We start from the raw sequence: 19,753 nt of genomic DNA, 5'->3' as shown, positions 1-19,753 counted from the left end.
CACCGCAAGATCGCCGCTTAATATCAACCCCAGGACGAGGCCCGCACTCCGCTAATTTACGCCGCGAGTTGTGCCAAATGTTCTGACGACGGACAATCGTCACAGGCTGCATGTCTGGGTGGCTAAATAAGTCGGCTTGCTCTATCTTCAGTCCATCACGGATCGCTGAATATCGTGGCTAACCGCCGCTTATCTTATGACGTTTTTTATGACGAAATTCAAAAAATTGGATTTTTCTCAATAAAATCAAAGATACATGGCGGACACCCTCTCCGCCATATCCCACCCCGCGCACTCCTCCCCGTCGCGGAACTTTCCCCCAGCCTGCTCGCTTGTGCCCATGGAGGTTGTCCATGGCCGCACGCGCATATTGGCAGGGTCAGATCAAGCTGGCGCTGGTTTCGATCCCCGTCGAGATTTACCCCGCGACGCGCTCCGGCGCGGCGATATCCTTTCGGCAGATCCATGAGCCGACCGGAAAGCCCGTCCATTACGACAAGGTGGTCGCCGGCGTCGGGCCCGTCGATCGCGACGAGATACTCAAGGGCTATGAGGTGGCGAAGGGAACCTATGTGCTGCTCGAACAGGAGGAGATAGAGGCGGTGAAGATCGAGAGCCGCAAGACGCTCGATCTCGTCCAGTTCGTGCCCGCCGACGCCATCGACGTGCTCTATTATGAAAAGCCCTATTTCGTCGTGCCCGCCGACGATCTGGCGGAAGAAGCCTATGCGGTGTTGCGCGATGCGATGCGCCGGACCGGCAAGGTCGGGCTCGGCCAGCTTTCGGTGCGCGGGCGCGAGCAGCTCGTCTCGCTGAAGCCGTGCGGGCGCGGGCTGGTGCTGGAGGTGCTGCGTTATGCCGACGAGGTGGCGCGGGCGCAGAGCTATTTTCGCGGCCTGCCCGACAAGCCCGCGGACCCCGATCTGCTCGACCTCGCCACCGCGATCATTGAGAAGAAGACCGCGCCGTTCCGGCCGGAGGAATTCCATGACCGCTATGTCGATGCGCTGCACCGGCTGATCGACAAGAAGAAAAAGGCCAGAGGCCGGCGCGTGATCGAGGAAGAGGAGGAAGCCGCCGCGCCCAAGGCGGGCAATGTGATCGACCTGATGGCGGCGCTGCGCAAGTCGGTGGGGGAGGACGGGCGCGCCGCCTCCGCCTCCGGAAGGAAGGCCGCCGCCGGGAAAGCGCCCGCGCCCGCAAAGACGCCCGCCCGCCGCAAGGCCCCGGCCAAACGCAGGAGCGCCTGACGCCATGGACCTCAACCCCGAAACGCCGCTGCATCTGGTCGACGGCCCTATCCTCATCCGGCTGGGCGTCGCGGCCGGGCTGGGGCTGTTGCTCGGCCTCGACCGGGAATTGCGCGGCCATGCGGCGGGGCTGCGCACCCATGGCATCGTCTGCTTCACCTGCGCGCTGATGACGATCAGCGCGATCGCGCTGCACCGGCAGATGGGCGGCATCGAGGGCAATGTCGATCCGCTGCGCATCTTCGAGGCATCGGTCGCGTTCATCGGCATCATCGGCGCGGGACTGATCGTGTTCAGCAAGGGCGAGATCCGCAACCTCACCACCGCCGCCCATCTCTGGCTTGCCGGGATGACCGGCATCGCCTGCGGCGCGGCGCAATGGCCGCTGGTCGTCGGCGGCGCGACCGTCGCCTTCTTCATGCTGACGCTGCTGCATTTCGTCGAGAAGCGCTGGCTGCTGACCGACAAGGACAACAGGTGATGGCCAGCCGCGGCGCCCTTGCCCCCTATAAGGCGAAGCGGGATTTTTCCCGCACGCGCGAGCCGAAGGGCAAGGTGGGGAAGGCGGGCGGCAACAGCTTCGTCGTGCAGAAGCATGACGCGACGCGGTTGCATTGGGATTTCCGGCTGGAGGTGGACGGCGTCCTCAAAAGCTGGGCGGTGACCAAGGGGCCGAGCATCGATCCCGCCGATCGGCGGCTGGCGGTGCGGACGGAGGATCATCCGCTCGACTATGGCGATTTCGAGGGGACCATCCCCAAGGGCGAATATGGCGGCGGCACGGTGATGCTGTGGGATCGCGGCACCTGGGAACCGGTCGAGGGCAAGAGCGCCGACGATCTGGGCGAGGGGCATCTCCATTTCCGGCTGCACGGCGAGCGGATGAAGGGCGAATGGCTGCTCGTCCGCATGAAGGGCAAGCCGCATGAGAAGCGCGAGAACTGGTTGCTGCGCAAGATCGACGATGCGGAGGCGGGCGAGGGCGACGTGCTGGTCGAGCGGGCGCTGACCAGCGTGCTGACGGGCCGCTCGATGGCCGAGATCGCCGCCGATCCGGAAGGCGCGCAATCGCTTGCCGGAGCAAGCGGGGAGGACTTCGCCGCGAAGATGGAGGCGGCGCGGCGGCATAATGCGCGCAGCGGGGGCCGAAACGGCGCAGCGAAGGGCAAGGCACGCACGCCTTCCGCCGCCTTACCCGATTTCTCCGCCCCGCAGCTTGCGACGCTGGTGGACAGCGTACCCGACGGCAATGGCTGGCTGCATGAGATCAAGTTCGACGGCTATCGCGCGCTGGTGGCGGTGTCGGGCGGCAAGGTGCGGATATTCACCCGCAACGGCCTCGACTGGACGGAGAAATTCGGCCCGCTTGTCCGCGCGATCGCCGCGCTCGACCTGCCCGCCGCGCTGATCGATGGCGAGATCGTCGCCTTTGGGCCGGACGGCAACCCCAGCTTTTCCGCGCTTCAGGCCGTGCTGAAACGCGGCCATGGCGAACAGCGGGAGGACACGCCCTTCCACTTCTTCGCCTTCGACCTGCTGGTGCTGGAAGGCATGGACTTAAAGCCGCTCGGCCTCATAGAGCGCAAGGAAAGGCTGGAGGCGCTGATGCAGGGGGCCAGCCCGCCGATCCATGTCGCCGATCATATCATCGGCGCGGGCGAGACGCTCTACCGCTCGATGTGCGGGGCGGGGCAGGAGGGCATCATCTCCAAGCGGGTCGATGCGCCCTATCGCAACGGGCGCGGCAAGAGCTGGGTGAAGGTCAAATGCATCAACAGGCAGGAATTCGTGCTCATCGGCTGGGCGAAGAGCAGTGCGCGGGGGCGGGCGTTCCGCTCGCTGCTGCTGGCGCAATATGAGGACGGCGCGCTGGTCTACAAGGGCAAGGTGGGAACGGGCTTCGACCTTGCCGCGATGGAGCAGCTGGCCGAGGCGATGGCGCCGCTGGCGACGGACAAGGCCCCCGCGCAGGTGCCCCGCGCCGAGGCGCGCGGCGCCCGCTGGATCAGGCCGAAGCTGGTGGCGGAGGTCGCCTTTTCCGAATTCACCGGCGACGGGCGGGTGCGCCATGGCAGCTTCATCGGCCTGCGCGCCGACAAGAAGCCGGAAGCGGTGACGCCGGAACGGGCGGAGCCCGCGCCCGCGCCCGAAAGTGCGATCAAAATCACCAATCGCGACCGCGTGCTCTTTCCCGACAGCGGGCAGACCAAGGGCGATCTCGCCGATTATTATGCGCGCCTTGCGCCGCTGATGCTGCCCTTTGCCGCCAACCGCCCGATCAGCCTCGTCCGCTGCCCGCAGGGGCGGGCGCGCAAATGCTTCTTCCAGAAGCATGACAGCGGCGCCTTCGGCCCGCATGTGCACCATGTGCCGGTGAAGGAGAAGGACGGTGGGGTCGAGGACTATATCTATATCGAGGATGCCGACGGCCTGCTCGCCTGCGTGCAGATGGGCACGATCGAGTTTCACGCCTGGGGCAGCCGCGCCGACGCGGTGGAGCGGCCCGACCGGATGATCTTCGACCTCGACCCGGACGAAGGGCTGGGCTTCGACGAGGTGAAGCGGGCGGCGCGCGACATTCGCGACCGGCTGGGCGATATCGGCCTCGTCTCCTTCGCGATGCTGTCGGGCGGCAAGGGCGTGCATGTGGTGGTGCCGCTGACGCCCGGCCATGACTGGGAAACGCACAAGGATTTCGCCCATCGGTTCGCGGAGGCGCTGAGCACCGCAGAGCCGGAGCGTTTCGTCGCGACGATGAGCAAGGCCAAGCGCAAGGGGCGCATCTTCATCGACTGGCTGCGCAACCAGCGCGGCAGCACGGCGATCCTGCCCTATTCCGCCCGCGCCCGCGCCGGCGCGCCGGTCGCCGTGCCGATGGGCTGGGACGAGCTGGAGGACGTGAAGGACGCGCATCCCTTCTCGATCGAGGATGCGGAGCGGCTGATCGACCGGGCCGGGCAGCTCAAGGGCTGGGGCTTTGCGGCGCAGACGCTGCCGGATATCTGACGCCGGCCGGTGTCATCCGGCCGTGGCGGCGATGCGACGAGGCGTGACGATCCGGGGCGAACTTTGCGCCCTCTCCCTCGTTGAGCGGAAAAGGAGAAAGCCGATGACCGAGATGATCGGAAAGCTGAAGGAAGACGCGCTGCCCGGCCATGAGAGCAAGCTGGAGCCCAAGCCGGAATGGCAGCCCCGCTATCCCGGATCGGGGCGGCTGGAAGGGAAGGTGGCGATCGTCACCGGCGGGGACAGCGGCATCGGCCGCGCCGTCGCCGCCCTCTATGCGCGTGAGGGGGCGGATATCGCCATCGCCTATCTGCTGGAGGATGACGACGCCGCCGAAACGAAGCGCATCGTCGAGGCGGAGGGCCGCCGCGCCATCGCCATCCGCGCCGATCTCGGCTCGCGCGAGGCGTGCGAGCAGGTGGTGCGGGAAACGATGGACGCGTTCGGGCGGATCGATATCCTCGTCAACAATGCGGGCGAGCAGCACCCGGACAAGGACATCACCGACATCACCGAGGAGCAGCTGAAGCGCACCTTCCAGACCAACATCTTCGCGATGTTCTATCTGGTGCAGGCTGCCCGCCCGCATCTGAAGGCTGGCGCGGCGATCATCAACTGCACCTCCGTCACCATGTATCAGGGGTCGAAGGAGCTGCTCGACTACAGCGCCACCAAGGGCGCGATCACCGCCTTCACCTGGTCGCTGTCGGAAAATCTGGTGGGGGAGGGCATCCGCGTCAACGCCGTCGCGCCGGGGCCGATCTGGACGCCGCTCAACCCCTGCGGCGGGGCCAGCCCGGAAAAGCTGGAGGATTTCGGCAAGAACACGCCGATGGGCCGCCCCGGCCAGCCCAATGAGGTGGCGCCGTCCTTCCTCTTCCTCGCCTGCGAGGACGCGAGCTACATGTCCGGACAGGTGCTGCACCCCAATGGCGGGATCATCGTCAACGGGTGATGGATTGAACGATCGCCGCTATCCGGTCACAGCCGCGCCCGGCACCAGCCGGCGATGAAGCTGCGCGTCGGTTCTATATTGTCGGCGCCGGTATGCTCGACGCCGCCTTCACAGCTTCACCCGCGCGCTGCGCGCCGAGTTGGCGGACCGTCTCCTGTCCGCGTCGTGGAGACCATTCCCCCGCCCGCCGCGCGCGAGGAACTGGAGCGCATCGCCGCGCTCGTCAATGGCGACGGCGACTGACGCCGGGCCGGTCGGGATCAGCCCAGATGGGAGTCGGCATGGGCCTGCACACGGGCGAAGGCCGCATGGGCGCCCGCGCTCACCCGCTCTTCCTCTTCCGGCGGCAGCGGGGCTGCGTCCAGCTGCGCGGTGAAGGCGCGCCAATGGGCGGCCGGTCCTTCGGGCGCCGGGGCCAGATGCCGCGCGCCATGATCGTCGGAAAGGCCGAGCTTCGCCGCCTCCTTGCGCAGCAGCGCGGCCCCCATGGTGGAGCCTTCCGCGACATAGAGCCAGCCCAGCGCGGTGGCGATATCCGGCGGCGTGCCGGGCGCGAAGGCGCGGCCGCTCTCGCCAGCGGGCAGGGGCACGCCCAGATCGGCGAGGTCCGCCGCGATCAGCCCCAGCCGCTTGCGCCCGGCGAGTCCGGGGAACAGCGCCTGAAGGCGGGCATCGTCATAAAGCGCCTCAATATCCCGGTGGAACAGATATTGCACCTGTACGAACCGCGCATAGCCTTCCACGCTGGCGAAGGAGGCGGTGGCCATGATCGACCGGTCCAGCCGGTCGTGGACCTCATGGGTCAGCGCCTTCAGCCTTCCGGCTCGCGAGGGGTCGAGGGTCTGGGTGGTCATGATCCGTCCTTTCGTCGGCCATGGCCATAGCATTTTTGCGAACGGCTCGCAATGAATGCCGCGCCGGAAGGCGTCCGTCCGGGGTGAGGGCGGGGCCGGTCGCATCCGGTCCCGCCTGCTTCTCGTCAGAAGCGCGTCTTGACGGTCAGGCCGTAGGTGCGCGGGTCGCCCAGCGTGCCGGTGACCGCGCCGGTATTGCCCGCCGAGAGGGACAGGAAATAATCCTTGTCCAACAGGTTGCGGCCCCAGAGCTGAAGGTCGACCCGGCCATCGAGCGCCCGGATGCCGATCCGCGCATTGACCAGCGAATAGCCGGGGATGAGCGAATAGCGCGAAAGGCTGGCGGTGGTGTAGTAGTTGGAGCGGTAGCTGTAATCGGCCCCGGCATAGAGTTCGCTGTCCGCGCCGAACACCGACCCGACCGCCTTGCGCGCCTCGCCGCCGGCCGACGCCGCCCATTTCGACACGCCCGGCAGCCGCGCGCCGTCGAGGTTGCATGAGGTTTGGCCGGTTATCTCGATCGGGCAGGGCGCGGTCGAATAGCTCACATATTCGGCGTCGGTATAGGTCGCCGAGGCGTAGAGCGAGAGCCATTGGGCGGGCGCGGCCCGCAAGTCCGCCTCGAAACCGCGCGTGCGGACCTTGCCGACATTGGTGAAGAAGGAGATGTTGTTGCGGTCGACATCGACCACGGTGGTCTGATAGCCGCTGTCGTCGGTCCAGAAGCCCGCGAAATTGGCGGTCAGGCGGTTGCCCCACCAGCCGGTCTTGAGGCCGATTTCATAGCTGTCGATCGTCTCCGGCTTGATCACCGGATTGGCGGCATAGGGGCCGGTCGTCACGATATTGGCGAGGTTGAGGCCGCCGAACTTGTTGCCCCGGCCGTAGGTCGCGTAGAGAAGCGCGTCGGGCGTCACCTTCCACGCCAGCGTGACCTGCCCGGACAGGCGGCCTTCCCTAGTTTCCGCCGCGAAATAATTGGCCGCGCCATAGCGGGCGCGAATGGCGAGCGCGTCGGTGCGCTGCTGCTCCGTCAGCCCGTCGAGGCTGGCGCCGCTGACCGTCTGGTCGAACCAGCCCGTCTTGGTTTCATAGGTGTAGCGCAGGCCCGTGGTGAGGTCGAGCGTCGGGGTGATGTGCCAGATCGCCTGGGCGAAGGCGGCATAGCTGTTGGTGACCGGCTTCGACCGGCCGACGATGGTGTAGCCGTTGAGCGCGGCCGCGCCGGTGACCGGGTCGGTGCTGGGCGCGAGGAACCAGTCGGCGGCGCGGCTGCCATAGGCGTTGAGCGCCTCGGCATCGATCTTCTGCCACAGATAATAGAGGCCCGCGACATAATCGACCGCGCGCGTGCCTTCCGAGGCGATGCGCAGTTCCTGGCTGAACTGGCGCTGTTCGTTGCTCTGGTGGAAATCCGTTCCGGCGTCGAGCGGGGTGCTGTCGCCGTCATTGTGCGGATACCAGTTCCACGCGCGCCACGACGTCACCGAGGTCAGCGTGTGGCCGGGGATGGTGAGGTCGGCGATGGCGGTGATGCCGCCCTGCGACATCTTGTAGCGCGGATCGGCGTTGACGTCGACGACGCGCGCGCCCGGATCGATGGGCACGGGGGTGTAGCCCAGCCGCGCGGCGCGGGCGGCATAGTTGTTCGGGAAGGCGGCGCCGTTGTCATAGGCCGAGATCACGCCGGTCAGCACGGCGGCGGCGGTCTTCGAGCGCTGGCGCGCATAATCGCCGATCAGGCGCAGCTTGAAATTCTCGCCGGGTGTGAACAGCAACTGCCCGCGCAGCCCGAAATCGTGATAATCCTGCGTTTTCGCGCCGTCATAGCGGTTGGTGACATAGCCGTCGCGGTCGGTCTTGGCGACATAGAGGCGCGCGGCGAGCGTGTCCGCGACCAGCGGCCCGCTGACATAGGCGTGGATCTGGCGGAAATCATAATTGCCGACGGTGACGTCGCCGCCGCCCTCGAAGGTGAAGGTCGGCTGCTTGGTGGTGATGACGACCGCGCCCGCTGAGGTGTTCTTGCCGAACAGCGTGCCCTGCGGCCCGCGCAGCACCTCGATCCGCTCGATATCGGCGAGGTCGAACACCGCCTGCCCCGGACGGGCGAGATAGACCTGATCGACATAGACGCCGACCGCCGGTTCCAGCCCGTCATTATAGACCGACACATTGTTGCCCAGGCCGCGAATGTTGATGCTGGTGTTGCGCGGGTTGGTGACGGTGACGACGAGGCTGGGGGTCAGCTGTTGCAGGTCGCGCAGATTATAGGTGCGGGTGGCGGCCAGCTGTTCCGTGCCATAGGCGTTGGCGGCGACGGGCACGTCCTGGATGCTCTCATCCCGGCGGCGCGCGCTGACGATGATGGTGTTGTAGTCGGCATCGGCGTCGGACACCGCATCGGCGGGCGCGGCGGAAGGCGCGTCGTTTGCCCACAGGGGCGTGGCGATGGCGGCCGCGGACGACAGCAGGAGCACGGAAACGGAACGAGAGAAGCTGATCATGAAATCCCCTTTTGGGTGCGACGAACAATGCCTTCGAACAGGCTTTTTATTTCAAGCGAATTGGTAGAGATCGAGTCGTCCAAGGCCAACGAAGATTTTCTATCATAACAGTAGAGATAAATTTTCTTGGGCGGGGCCTTTCCCTCGGCAATGTTCGGGGGTCAATTCGCACGGGCCGGTTCGCGGCTTTTTTCGGGGAGTATCATGAAGAAGAAAATGTTGATTCTGGGTGCCTTGCTGGCCGGGAGCCTGCTGTCCGCCTCCCTTTCCGCGCAGGTTTCCGCGCAACCGGCTTCCGGTGGGGAAACCGCGCCTGCCGGCCCGCGCGATCAGCAGGCGCAGCGGCCCAATTTCCTGCTGATCGTCGCGGACGACCTCGGCTGGTCGGATCTCGGCGCCTTCGGCGGAGAGATCGACACGCCCAATCTCGATGCGCTCGCGCTGAGCGGCGTGCGCTTCACCGGCTTTCACACCGCGCCGACCTGCTCGCCCACGCGGGCCATGCTGCTGAGCGGGGTGGATCATCATCAGGCGGGCATCGGCACCATGGCCGAGGCCCTCACCCCCGCCACGGCCGGGCGGCCGGGCTATGAGGGCTATCTCAACGACCGGGTCGCCTCGGTCGCGGAACTGCTGCATCAGGGCGGCTATCGCACAGTCATGTCGGGCAAATGGCATCTGGGCCTGACCGAGGAACGCGGCCCGGCCGCGCGCGGGTTCGAGCGTTCCTATGCGCTGTTGCAGGGGCTGGGCAACCATTTCGGCGAGGACCAGAACAAGGCGTGGCGCAAATATGACGCCGCCCCGACCTATCGGGAAAACGGCAAGGTCGTCAGCTATCCCAGGGGCCGCTATTCCGCCGATTATTTCACCGACCGGCTGATCGGATTCCTGGAGGAAGGCGCGAAGGACGACCGCCCCTTCTTCGCCTATCTGCCCTACACCGCCCCGCACTGGCCGATGCAGGCCCCGGCGGAGGTGATCGCCCGCTACAAGGGCCGTTATGACGAGGGCTATGAGGCGCTGCGCGCCGCGCGGCTGGCCCGGCAGAAGGAACTGGGGCTGGTCCCGCTCGACCTCCAGCCGCATCAATGGGAAGGCGTGAAGCCATGGGCATCGCTCTCGCCGGAGGAAAAGGCGATCGAGGCCCGCAAGATGGAGGTCTATGCGGCGATGGTCGACCGCATGGACAAGAATGTCGGCCGCGTGGTCGAAACCCTGAAGCGCCTCGGCAAATATGAGGATACGGTGATCCTGTTCCTGTCCGACAACGGGCCGGAAGGAAACACGATTGACGCGCCGTTCCAGGTGCGGGGGATCGAGAACGGCAACAGCAGGCTGGGCATCGACAACAGCCTCGGCAATATCGGCACGGCGACCTCCTATGTCGGCTATGGCGCGGGCTGGGCGCAGGCCAACAGCTCCCCGTCCTGGCTGGTGAAGGGCTATCCGACCGAAGGCGGCACGCGCGTCACCGCCTTTGCCGCCGGTCGCGGCGTCGCCGGGCGCCGGATCGCGCGCGGTTATCTGAATGTCGCGGACGTCGCGCCGACGCTGCTGGACCTTGCCGGGCTGACGCAGCCCGCCGCCTATAAGGGACGCGAGATACTGCCGATTCAGGGCAGGAGCATCGTGCCGGTGCTGGCGAACGAGGCGGCCGAGGTGCGCAAGCCGTCCGAGCCGGTCGGGACCGAATTGTTCTTCCGCCGCGCGTTGCGCAAGGGGGACTGGAAGGCGGTCTATCTGCCGAAATCCGCCGGGGCCTATTCTCGCGACGGCGGCGCGGAAGGGACATGGCAGCTGTTCAACCTCGCGGTCGATCCGGCGGAGAGCAAGGACCTCGCGGCGCGGGAGCCGGAAAAGCTGCGCGAACTGGTCGCCGACTGGGATGCCTATGCGCGGGAAAAGGGCGTGGTCGTTCCTGCGGCGCGATAGTCATGGAATGGCGGTTTGGGGTGGGGATGGCCCTTCGCCCCCGCCGCCACCCCGGCGCAGGCCGGGGTTGCAGGCCGTCTCCTGAGATACCAGCCTGCGCTGGCATGACGTGACGGGGAATGGGTCGCGAACGCCCTGAACGCCCAAAAAGGGCGAGGTCCGGTCACGCCCGGCCTCGCCCCTTTCCCGATTTTCCGCACGAGGGATATGGTCATTCGCCGCAAATGCTTTAAGGCATGCGTCCGATGAACGGATGGCGAGCCAGTCGGCCCCTGCAAGGGGTATTCGGCGCACTGCTTTTGTGCGTGCTGGCCGTTCGCGCGCTGGTTCCGACCGGTTATATGCCGGTCGCCAGTCCGCAAGGCGTCATCATTTCCATGTGTACCGGCGCGGGGGCGGTGAAGGCCTTCGTGCCCACCGATGCCGGTCATCAGGACGACTCGTCCGGCAAGATGGACGGCAGCTGCGTCTTCGCCGCCGGGCTGGGCCATGGCCTGTTGCAGCCCTGGGCGGATGCGGGGCCGGTTTTCCTGATCGGCGCGATCCTGTTGCGTCATGGCCGCGCGATCGCCGACCTGACCGTCCATCGCCTCGCCGCGCCTCCTCCCCCGGCCCACGCCCCGCCCGCGCCGGCCCGATGAGGTCGATGCGGCGGACGGCGGCTTTCCCCTCGTTCGCCCGGATTTTCCCTTCCGCCTGACGGCGGCGGTCGCGCGCGTGCGCGGCCGGGACGAACGAGATATTTCATGACGAACAAGCCATGGGCGCGCCGCGCGCCTGCCTTTCGGGCAGGGGCGGGCGCAGCACCCCACCTTGCGGCCGGTCCGAACCGCGCCAGCAACACAAACAACAAGACCATCGAAATCAGGGAGAGAAAGATGAGAGCAGCCTGTCGCATGCTCGCGGCGCTGGGCGCCGCGCACGCGCCATTCTTGTGGGCGCAGGAACCGGCGCACCATGTCGACACCAGCTTTTCGGTGGGCGAGATCATCGTCACCGCGCGCGGCATGGCGGGCAATTCGGCCAATGTGACGACATCGATCGACCGGCTGGGCGGCGACGTCGCGCAGCAGGCCAATGTCAATTACGCATGGGAACTGATCGGCCGCCTGCCCGGCGTGATGCTGACCAACTTCAACCAGGGCACCACCAGCGGCAAATTCTCGTTCCGGGGCTTCAACGGCGAGGGCGAGATCAACGCGGTCAAGCTGCTGATCGACGGCATCCCGTCCAACAGCAATGACGGCAACATGCCGTTCATCGACAGCCTGTTCCCGCTCGACATCGCCGGGGTGGAGGTGGTGCGCGGCACGTCCGACCCGCGCTACGGCCTGCATGCGATCGCCGGGAGCGCCGATATCCTCACGCGCATCGGCGGCACCTATCTGGACGCCAAAGCCTCGGCGGGCAGCTTCGCCACCTATGAAGGCCAGCTTTCCGTGGGGCTGGAACGCGGCGGGCTGAGCCAGAATTATCTGGTCGCCTACAGGGAATCGGGCGGCTATCGCGACCATGGCGATCTCGACCGGCTGAGCCTTGCGGGCAAATGGTTCTACAGCCTCTCGCCCGATGTGCGGCTGGGCGCGATCGCCCGCTATTATCGTGGCACCGCGCAGGAGCCGGGCTATCTCACCTATGCGGACAGCCGCGCCGCCCCGCGCATGACCAACGCCTATAACGCCACCGACGGCGACAAGCGCGCAACGCAGCAATATAGCCTGCATCTCGACGCTAGCTTCAACGAGCGGCTGGACTGGACCGCCAAGGCCTATTTCAACCGGCTGCGCGACGATCGCTATGTCCAGTTCTCGGCCGGCACCGCGCAGCAGCGGCGCGTGACCAACGAGGATCAATGGGGCGTGCTCGCCGCGCTGCATTATCATGCGAGCGTCGCCGGCATGCCGCTGATGCTGGAGGTCGGCGGCGACTATCAGGATCAGGACAATATCTCCCGCCGCTATCTCTCGGTGCGGCGGGTGGCGACCAGCCAGACCCGCGATCAGGCGTTCGCGCTGAAGGTCGGCGGCGTCTATGCGCAGGCGATCTGGGAGGCGACGCCATGGCTGCGCCTGACGCCCGCCTATCGCATCGACTGGGTGGGTGGCCATTTCCGCAACCTGCTGGGTAATAGCGAGGCGCCGATCAACGATTATGGTGCGATCCGCCAGCCGAAGATGAGCGTCACCCTGATGCCCGCCAAGGGCATGACGCTCTACGGCAATTGGGGCCGCAGCTTCCAGATCGGCGTCGGGTCGGGTGCCTATCTCATCCCGCCGCGCCAGACCGACCTTGCGCCCTCGATCAACACCGGCTGGGAAACGGGCGTCAAATATGCGCCTGGCGAGCGGCTGGAAGGGCGCGTCGCGCTGTGGCAGCAGAAGGCAACGGGGGAGATCAAGCGCAAGCTCAACGATCCGCTGGGCGACAGCGAGAATCTGGGCGCGACGCGGCGGCGCGGCATCGACGTGCAGCTGAGCGCGCGGCCGGTGGCGGGCCTGTCCTTCTGGGGCGCGCTGTCGCATCAGAGGGGCACGATCCTCACCCCCGACCCGGCGACGCCGCAGTACAAGGGCAATGATATCGATCATGTGCCGCACTGGCTGTTTTCCGGCGGTGTCGATTTCACCGCCGTGCCGCGCCTGCGCCTCTCGCTCTGGGGCGGGGGACAATCCTCCTATGAACTGGCGAGCGACAATGCGCGGGGCCGCTGGGGCGACTATGCGACGCTGAATGCGGAGGCGGCGTATCAGCTCACGCCGCAGGTGGAACTGTCGCTGTCGGCCCGCAACATCACCGACGAGCGCTATGAATATGTCTGGTGGGACGGCGCGCAGACGATGCACAGCCCGGCCGACGGCGCCAATGCGACCGCCGCCGTGCGCCTGCGGTTCTGAAGGCCATGGCCCCGCGTGCCCGCATCCGCGTCCGCGCGCTGCTGCGCCGGCTCCACCTCTGGCTGGGGCTGACGCTGGGGCTGCTGTTCGCGCTGCTGGGCGTCACCGGCTCGGCGCTTGTATTCTATCCGCAGATCGATGCCTTGCTGCATCCAGAGCTGCGGGTGGAGGCTGTGGGGCAGGCGCCGGGCTGGTCCTCGCCGGTGTGGGACGAGGCGCTGGCGACGGTGCAAGCGCGCTGGCCCGACAAGACCGGCCCGTGGCGGTTCGAGGTGACGGGCGAGGCAGGCCCGATCCCCGCGCGCTATTACGACCCGCCGGAGCGTGCGGGCAGGCTGTTCGCGCCGATGATGGCGTGGCTCTCGCCCGATGGGCGGGAGGTGCTGCGCCGCGACTATTGGGGCGATTATGCGATGACGTGGATCTACGATCTGCACATGCAGCTGCTCGCCGAGGCGACCGGCAAGCAGGTCGTCGGCTGGTCGGGGCTCGTCATGCTGCTGTTGCTGGTGAGCGGGCTGGCGGTCTGGTGGCCGAAGGCAAGCTGGCGCAAGGCGTTGGCGTTCAAGCGCGATGCCGTGCCGACGCGGCGGCTGCGCGACATTCACAAGCTGGTGGGGCTGGCCAGCCTGCTGCTGCTCCTGATCCTCGTCGCCACCGGCGTGCTGCTGGCGCTGCCGGTGGAGCGGGACAAGGCGCTGGCCGCCACGCTCGGCCCGGTTGCGCCGCTGCCCGCGCCCGATCCGTTGCCGGGCGAGGGGCCGCCGGTCAGCATTGCCCGTGCGCTGGCCGCCGCCCATCGCGCGGTGCCGGATGCGCGGCTGGCGTGGATCGAGACGCCGGGGGTGGCCAAGAACGGAGGTAGCGGCGTCTATCGCTTCCGGGTGCAGGTGCCGGGCGACCCCAGCCGCCGTTTCCCGCACAGCTATATCTTCGTCGATCCCCGTTCGGCGATGGTGCTGGCGGTGCACGATATCCGCCGGGGCAACGCCGCGAGCGCGGTGAACGACTGGCTTCATCCGCTGCATGACGCCTCCATCGGCGGCCTCGCGACGCGGCTGCTGGCGGTGGCGGCGGGGCTGGCGCCGCTGCTCCTCTTCGTCACCGGCCTGCTGCACTGGCGGCGGCGGACGAGGGCACGGCCACGATAGCGGTTGGCAGCGCGGCGCCATGGGTTTAAGGGCGGTTCCATGCTGCGCCTGACCGGATTGAAACTGCCCCTCGACCATGCGGCCGAGGCGATGCCCGCCGCCATTTGCGAGCGCCTCGGCATCGCGGCGGAGGCGCTGCGCGGCTATGAGATCGTGCGGCGCGGCAATGATGCGCGCCGGAAAAGCGCGATCCTGCTGGTCTATACCGTCGATGTCGATCTGGACGGCGAGGCGGAGGTGCTGGAGCGGCTGAAGGGCGACCATGAAGTGCGCCCCCGGCCGGACACCGATTATCATTTCGTCGCCCATGCGCCGGAGGGCTGGTCCGGCCTGCGCCCCGTGGTCGTCGGCGCGGGGCCGTGCGGGCTGTTCGCCGGGCTGCTGCTGGCGCAGATGGGCTTTCGCCCGATCATCCTCGACCGGGGCAAGATCGTGCGGGAACGGACCAGGGACACCTGGGGGCTGTGGCGCCGGGGCGAGCTCAACCCCGATTCCAATGTGCAGTTCGGCGAAGGGGGCGCGGGCACCTTCTCGGACGGCAAGCTCTATTGCCGGGTGAAGGACCCGCGCCTGCTGGGCCGCAAGGTGCTCGACGAGTTCGTCAAGGCGGGCGCGCCCGCCGATATCCTCTATGAGGCGCACCCCCATATCGGCACTTTCCGCCTCGTCTCGATGGTCGAGACGATGCGCCGCACGATAGAGGAACTGGGCGGCGAATATCGCTGGCAGACGCGGGTGGACGATCTGGAGCTGGAACGCCTGTCCGACGGGCGGCAGGCGCTGCGTGGCCTGCACCTTGGCGACGGCAGCTTTCTGGAGGCCGACCATGTGGTGCTGGCGATCGGCCATAGCGCCCGCCCGACCTTCGAGATGCTGCACCGGCGCGGCGTGCATATGGAGGCCAAGCCCTTTTCCATCGGCGTGCGGATCGAGCATCCGCAGGCGTGGATCGACGAGGCGCGCTACGGCAGGTTCGCGCGCCACCCGATCCTCGGCGCGGCCGCCTACAGCCTCGCGCATCATTGCGAGGGCGGGCGGACGGTCTACAGCTTCTGCATGTGTCCCGGCGGGCGGGTGGTCGCCGCGACGTCCGAGGAAGGGCGCGTCGTCACCAACGGCATGAGCCAATATAGCCGCGCCGAGTTCAACGCCAATTCGGGCCTTGTCGTCGCCATCGACCCGGAACGCGACTATCCCGGCGGGCCGCTGGCGGGCATCGATTTCCAGCGCCATTGGGAATCGCTCGCCTATGTCGCGGGCGGGTCGAACTACAACGCGCCGGGGCAGAAGGTGGGGGATTTCCTCGCCGGGCGCCCCTCGACGGAACTGGGCGAGATCGTTCCTTCCTACAAGCCCGGCGTCACCATGACCGATTTGTCGCAATGCCTGCCCGCCTTCGCGGTGGAGGCGATGCGCGAGGCGCTGCCGGTGTTCGGGCGGCAGATCCCGAAATACGACCATCCCGATGTGGTGATGACCGGCGTGGAGACGCGCACCTCCTCCCCGGTAAGGATCACGCGGGACAAGGATTTCCAGAGCCTCAACGTCGAGCGGCTGTTCCCGGCGGGCGAGGGCGCGGGCTATGCGGGCGGCATCCTCTCCGCCGCGATCGACGGCATCAAGGTGGCCGAGGCGGTGGCGCGGAGCATGGTGGGGCGGAGCTGAAGCCAACGCGTCACCCCAGCGCAGGCTGGGGTCGCAGGCCATGTCGCGCGCCGCCTCCTGAGATGCCGGCCTGCGCTGGCATGACGTTGGGGAGAGGAAAGAGTCAGCCCGCCTCCAGCGCGTCCAGCGCTTCGCTGGCCTCCATCCAGAGCATTTCCGCTTCCTCGATCTTCTGCTCGATATCGGCGCGGCGGACCATCAGTTCGGTCATCGTCCTGCCTTTCTCCTTCGGCCCCGCCGCCGCCGGATCGAACAGCGCGCGGTCGATGTCGGATCGCTGCGACGTCAGCTCCGCGAGCAGCTTCTCGCTTTTCTTCACATCGGCCTGAAGCGTCTTGTAGCGTTCCCGCGCCTCGGCATTGGCGCGGCGGTCGGCCTTGCGGTCGGTCTTCCTCGCCATGTCCGATTGCGGTGCCGCCGCGCCCCGGCCCAGCACGAAATCGGTGTAATCCTCCAGCGATCCGGCGAATTCCTTCGCCTGCCCGCCATCGACCAGCACCAGCCGGTCGGCGGCCAGCTCGATCATGTGCCGGTCGTGGCTGACGATCACCACCGCGCCCGCATAGCTGTTCAATGCCTGCACCAGCGCCTCGCGGCTGTCGACGTCGAGATGGTTGGTCGGCTCGTCGAGGATCAGCAGATGCGGCGCGTTGCGGGTGATGAGCGCCAGCGCCAGCCGCGCCCGCTCGCCGCCCGACAGCGTGCCGACCTTCTGCGTCGCGCGGTCGCCGGAAAAGCCGAAGCGGCCCAGTTGCGCGCGCACCGCGCCGGGCGTCGCGCCCTTCATCGCGCGGGTCATATGGTCGAGCGGGGTGTCGTCCACGTCCAGCTCCTCCACCTGATATTGGGTGAAATAGCCGACGTTCATCTTGCCGCTCGCGTTCATCGCGCCGTCCATCGGCGGCAGCTGCGCGGCGAGCAGGCGGGCCAGCGTCGTCTTGCCGTTGCCGTTCTTGCCGAGCAGCGCGATGCGGTCGTCCGGGTCGATGCGCAGGTTGAGCCGCTGGAGCACCGGCCGCTCGTCATAGCCGACCGCCGCCATGTCAAGCGTGATGAGCGGCGGGCGCAGCGGTTCGGGATCGGGGAAGGTGAAGCTCAGCGTCGGGTCCTCGATCGCCGCCGCGATGGGCTGCATCCGCGCCAGCGCCTTGGCGCGCGACTGCGCCTGCTTCGCGGTGCTGGCGCGCGCGCTGTTGCGGGCGATATAGTCCTGTAGCTTGGCGCGCTCCGTCGCCTGCTTTTCCCGCGCCGCTTCCAGCTGGGCCAGCCGCTCGGCTCGCTGCCGCTCGAACGCGTCATAGCCGCCGGGATAGAGCGTCACCCGGCCGTTTTCGAGGTGCAATATATGATCGACCACATTGTTCAGCAGGTCGCGCTCATGGCTGATGATGAGGATCGTCGCGCGATAATCCTTCAGGAAATTTTCCAGCCACAGCGAGGCTTCGAGGTCGAGATGGTTCGACGGCTCGTCGAGCAGCAGCAGGTCCGGCGCGGAAAAGAGCAGCGCGCCCAGCGCCACGCGCATCTTCCAGCCGCCCGAATAGCTGTCGAGCGGGCGCTGCTGCATCTCCTCGTCGAAGCCGAGGCCGGTCAATATGCGTCCGGCGCGGGCAGGCGCGCTGTAGGCGTCGATGGCGATCAGCCGGTCGTGGATGTCGCCGAGGCGGTGCGGGTCGTCGCAGGTCTCGCTCTCGGCCAGCAGCGCGGCGCGCTCGGCATCGGCGGCGAGGACGGTTTCGAACGGCGTCGCGCTGCCGCTCGGCGCTTCCTGCGCGATATAGCCGATGCGGGTGCCGCGCGGCATGTCGATGCCGCCGCCGTCCGGGTCGATCTGGCCGATGATCGTTTTCATCAGCGTGGATTTGCCCGCGCCGTTGCGGCCGATCAGCCCGACGCGCGCGCGGGGCGGCAGCGACGCGCTCGTCCGGTCGAGGATGACGCGCCCGCCCAGGCGCACGGTGATGTCGTTGATCGTCAGCATGCCCGCGCCGTTAGCATGATGCGGCGCGTCGGGTGAGAGGATTCTTGCATCGGCATTCGCGATATAGTCTAAGATATATCTTGAAAGTCGATATATCTTAGACTATATCGCGATTCATGAGACGATATGATTATGACAAAGCCAGGGAGAGAGATGGGGAGGAATACGGGTTCGCCGCTTCCTTCCGCGGCCATGGACGGCGGCGGGGCAAGCGGCTGTTCGACTATGGAGAGCTGCGCCTGCTGCTGCTCGCGATGATCGCGGGCCAGCCCCGGCACGGCTATGAACTCATCAAGGCGATAGAGGAGCGCATGGGCGGCAGCTACAGCCCCAGCCCCGGCGTCATCTATCCGACGCTCGCCTGGCTCGACGACATGGGATATGCCAGCATCGACGCCGAGGAGGCCGGGCGCAAGCGCTACCGGATCACGCCCTCCGGCGAGGCTTTCCTTGCCGCGAACCGGGCCTCGGCCGATGCGCTGCTGGCCCGCACCGGCCCGGCCGGAGGGGAGGGCGGCGACAGCGTCCCGGCCCCGATGATCCGCGCGATGGAAAATCTCAAGCTGGCGCTGCGCTTGCGCCTGCGCGGCGGCCCGATCGATCAGGCGACGGCGGAAAGCATCGCCGCCACGTTGGACGAGGCGGCCCGCGCCATAGAGCGGAGCTGATTTCAACGCCGCCGCGCCTTCCGGCCGTGGCGGGCACCCCTATGGAGAACGGAAAAAAGGCGGGGCGGACAACCGCTTACAGCCTTCATTCAACCCCCTTATCGGAGACATATATGACCCATCAGATTACCCGCCACCGGCACGAGATCAAACGCCACCGCCTGACCGTGAAGGAAAAGACCAACGTTACGCCGGGCATGATCCGTATCCTGCTGGAAGGCAGCGATCTGGCCGATTTCACCAGCCTTTCACCCGACGATCATGTGAAGCTGTTCGTTCAGGCCGATGACGGCACGCCCGCGATGCGCGATTACACGCCGCGCCGCTTCGATACCGGCGCGGGCACGCTGACGCTGGATTTCGCCGTGCATGACGCAGGGCCCGCGACCCGCTGGGCGATCGACGCGGCGGTGGGCGACGTGCTGGAAATCGGCGGCCCGCGCGGCTCGGTCACCATTTCCCCGACCTTCGACTGGTGGCTGCTGGTCGGTGACGAAACGGCGCTGCCCGCGATCGGCCGCCGTCTGGAGGAACTGCCCAAAGGCACGCGGGTCATCACCGTGGTGGCGGTCGCGGGGCCGGAGGAGGAGCAGCTTTTCTCCACCGAAACCGACCATCAGGCGATATGGGTGCACCGCCCGCTCGGCGAGGCCGCGAACCCGGAGCCGGTGCTCGCCGCGCTGGACCGGATCGACTGGCCCGCGGGCGACGGCTTCGTCTGGATCGCCAGCGAGGCGCAGGTCGCGCGCGCCGTCCGCGACCATGTGACCAGCCGGCGCAACCATCCCAAGGGCTGGCTGAAGGCGGCGGGCTATTGGAAGCAGGGCGTCGCCGACGCCCATGAAAAGCTGGAAGACTGAACCGCGACCGATAAGGCGGGCGGGGAA

At 67.2% G+C, this 19,753-nt stretch carries 15 protein-coding genes; 12 read left to right on the top strand and 3 right to left on the bottom strand.

All coding sequences use genetic code 11. The annotated features are described in order from the left end of the window. The first annotated feature begins 353 nt into the window (after positions 1 to 353). The 5 genes from ku (at position 354) to GGR43_RS21770 (ending at position 5,454) form a co-directional block, all read left to right on the top strand. The gene (ku, locus tag GGR43_RS21790) at positions 354 to 1,250 is read left to right on the top strand and encodes a non-homologous end joining protein Ku (RefSeq protein ID WP_188073924.1); all 897 of its coding nucleotides are present in this window, start codon (positions 354 to 356) and stop codon (positions 1,248 to 1,250) included. Positions 1,251 to 1,254: 4 nt separating this feature from the next. Then, a complete protein-coding gene (locus GGR43_RS21785; protein WP_188073923.1) occupies positions 1,255 to 1,731 on the top strand; it encodes an MgtC/SapB family protein in 477 nt (158 codons plus the stop codon). Continuing rightward, on the top strand, positions 1,731 to 4,256 hold the full coding sequence (ligD, locus tag GGR43_RS21780) for a DNA ligase D (protein WP_188073922.1): 2,526 nt from the start codon (positions 1,731 to 1,733) through the stop codon (positions 4,254 to 4,256). The genes GGR43_RS21785 and ligD overlap by 1 nt, the downstream gene beginning before the upstream one ends. Positions 4,257 to 4,359: 103 nt before the next feature. Next, complete coding sequence (locus tag GGR43_RS21775; protein ID WP_188073921.1) at positions 4,360 to 5,211, top strand: SDR family oxidoreductase; 852 nt, start codon at positions 4,360 to 4,362, stop codon at positions 5,209 to 5,211. 54 nt (positions 5,212 to 5,265) lie between these two features. After that, a complete protein-coding gene (locus GGR43_RS21770; RefSeq protein ID WP_188073920.1) occupies positions 5,266 to 5,454 on the top strand; it encodes a hypothetical protein in 189 nt (62 codons plus the stop codon). 17 nt (positions 5,455 to 5,471) lie between these two features. On the opposite strand, the gene GGR43_RS21765 is transcribed toward GGR43_RS21770, so the two are convergent. Beyond that, positions 5,472 to 6,065: a biliverdin-producing heme oxygenase gene (locus tag GGR43_RS21765; RefSeq protein ID WP_188073919.1), complete on the bottom strand. Its 594-nt coding sequence runs from the start codon at positions 6,063 to 6,065 to the stop codon at positions 5,472 to 5,474. A 125-nt stretch (positions 6,066 to 6,190) separates the two neighbouring features. After that, entirely contained in the window at positions 6,191 to 8,572 is a 2,382-nt protein-coding gene (locus GGR43_RS21760; RefSeq protein WP_188073918.1) for a TonB-dependent receptor, read from the bottom strand. A 204-nt stretch (positions 8,573 to 8,776) separates the two neighbouring features. Here GGR43_RS21760 and GGR43_RS21755 point away from each other — a divergent pair, with 204 nt between their 5' ends. The 5 genes from GGR43_RS21755 to GGR43_RS21735 all read left to right on the top strand — a co-directional run bounded on the left by GGR43_RS21755 (position 8,777) and on the right by GGR43_RS21735 (position 16,217). Further along, on the top strand, positions 8,777 to 10,507 hold the full coding sequence (locus GGR43_RS21755; protein ID WP_188073917.1) for an arylsulfatase: 1,731 nt from the start codon (positions 8,777 to 8,779) through the stop codon (positions 10,505 to 10,507). 245 nt (positions 10,508 to 10,752) lie between these two features. After that, the gene (locus tag GGR43_RS21750) at positions 10,753 to 11,148 is read left to right on the top strand and encodes a hypothetical protein (protein ID WP_223177571.1); all 396 of its coding nucleotides are present in this window, start codon (positions 10,753 to 10,755) and stop codon (positions 11,146 to 11,148) included. A gap of 237 nt (positions 11,149 to 11,385) precedes the next feature. Beyond that, on the top strand, positions 11,386 to 13,401 hold the full coding sequence (locus GGR43_RS21745; RefSeq protein WP_188073915.1) for a TonB-dependent receptor: 2,016 nt from the start codon (positions 11,386 to 11,388) through the stop codon (positions 13,399 to 13,401). Between the two features lie 5 nt (positions 13,402 to 13,406). After that, the gene (locus GGR43_RS21740; protein ID WP_188073914.1) at positions 13,407 to 14,552 is read left to right on the top strand and encodes a PepSY-associated TM helix domain-containing protein; all 1,146 of its coding nucleotides are present in this window, start codon (positions 13,407 to 13,409) and stop codon (positions 14,550 to 14,552) included. 39 nt (positions 14,553 to 14,591) lie between these two features. Beyond that, positions 14,592 to 16,217: an NAD(P)/FAD-dependent oxidoreductase gene (locus GGR43_RS21735; protein ID WP_188073913.1), complete on the top strand. Its 1,626-nt coding sequence runs from the start codon at positions 14,592 to 14,594 to the stop codon at positions 16,215 to 16,217. 103 nt (positions 16,218 to 16,320) lie between these two features. Here GGR43_RS21735 and GGR43_RS21730 read toward each other — a convergent pair whose 3' ends face one another. Then, entirely contained in the window at positions 16,321 to 18,198 is a 1,878-nt protein-coding gene (locus GGR43_RS21730) for an ABC-F family ATP-binding cassette domain-containing protein (protein WP_188073912.1), read from the bottom strand. Positions 18,199 to 18,314: 116 nt separating this feature from the next. Between GGR43_RS21730 and GGR43_RS21725 the strand changes: the two genes are divergently transcribed. Both GGR43_RS21725 and GGR43_RS21720 read left to right on the top strand, forming a co-directional pair. Continuing rightward, positions 18,315 to 18,866, top strand: coding sequence for a PadR family transcriptional regulator (locus GGR43_RS21725; protein WP_188073911.1), 552 nt, complete (start codon positions 18,315 to 18,317; stop codon positions 18,864 to 18,866). Between the two features lie 113 nt (positions 18,867 to 18,979). Next, complete coding sequence (locus GGR43_RS21720) at positions 18,980 to 19,726, top strand: siderophore-interacting protein (RefSeq protein ID WP_188073910.1); 747 nt, start codon at positions 18,980 to 18,982, stop codon at positions 19,724 to 19,726. The last annotated feature ends 27 nt before the right edge of the window (positions 19,727 to 19,753 follow it).

The sequence above is a fragment of the Sphingobium jiangsuense genome (assembly GCF_014196495.1).
GTDB lineage: Bacteria > Pseudomonadota > Alphaproteobacteria > Sphingomonadales > Sphingomonadaceae > Sphingobium > Sphingobium jiangsuense.
The sequence above is the reverse complement of the archived record's forward strand: the minus strand, read 5'-3'. Positions and strand labels throughout refer to the sequence as shown.

Bases quoted from the DNA above. Each gene is read 5' to 3' on its own strand.
- GGR43_RS21785 (WP_188073923.1), top strand. From the start codon at position 1,255: ATGGACCTCAACCCCGAAACGCCGCTGCATCTGGTCGACGGCCCTATC.
- GGR43_RS21735 (WP_188073913.1), top strand. From the start codon at position 14,592: ATGCTGCGCCTGACCGGATTGAAACTGCCCCTCGACCATGCGGCCGAG.
- GGR43_RS21755 (WP_188073917.1), top strand. From the start codon at position 8,777: ATGAAGAAGAAAATGTTGATTCTGGGTGCCTTGCTGGCCGGGAGCCTG.
- ku (WP_188073924.1), top strand. From the start codon at position 354: ATGGCCGCACGCGCATATTGGCAGGGTCAGATCAAGCTGGCGCTGGTT.
- ligD (WP_188073922.1), top strand. From the start codon at position 1,731: ATGGCCAGCCGCGGCGCCCTTGCCCCCTATAAGGCGAAGCGGGATTTT.
- GGR43_RS21775 (WP_188073921.1), top strand. From the start codon at position 4,360: ATGACCGAGATGATCGGAAAGCTGAAGGAAGACGCGCTGCCCGGCCAT.
- GGR43_RS21745 (WP_188073915.1), top strand. From the start codon at position 11,386: ATGAGAGCAGCCTGTCGCATGCTCGCGGCGCTGGGCGCCGCGCACGCG.
- GGR43_RS21760 (WP_188073918.1), bottom strand. From the start codon at position 8,572: ATGATCAGCTTCTCTCGTTCCGTTTCCGTGCTCCTGCTGTCGTCCGCG.
- GGR43_RS21720 (WP_188073910.1), top strand. From the start codon at position 18,980: ATGACCCATCAGATTACCCGCCACCGGCACGAGATCAAACGCCACCGC.
- GGR43_RS21750 (WP_223177571.1), top strand. From the start codon at position 10,753: ATGAACGGATGGCGAGCCAGTCGGCCCCTGCAAGGGGTATTCGGCGCA.
- GGR43_RS21740 (WP_188073914.1), top strand. From the start codon at position 13,407: ATGGCCCCGCGTGCCCGCATCCGCGTCCGCGCGCTGCTGCGCCGGCTC.
- GGR43_RS21725 (WP_188073911.1), top strand. From the start codon at position 18,315: ATGAGACGATATGATTATGACAAAGCCAGGGAGAGAGATGGGGAGGAA.
- GGR43_RS21730 (WP_188073912.1), bottom strand. From the start codon at position 18,198: ATGCTGACGATCAACGACATCACCGTGCGCCTGGGCGGGCGCGTCATC.
- GGR43_RS21765 (WP_188073919.1), bottom strand. From the start codon at position 6,065: ATGACCACCCAGACCCTCGACCCCTCGCGAGCCGGAAGGCTGAAGGCG.
- GGR43_RS21770 (WP_188073920.1), top strand. From the start codon at position 5,266: ATGAAGCTGCGCGTCGGTTCTATATTGTCGGCGCCGGTATGCTCGACG.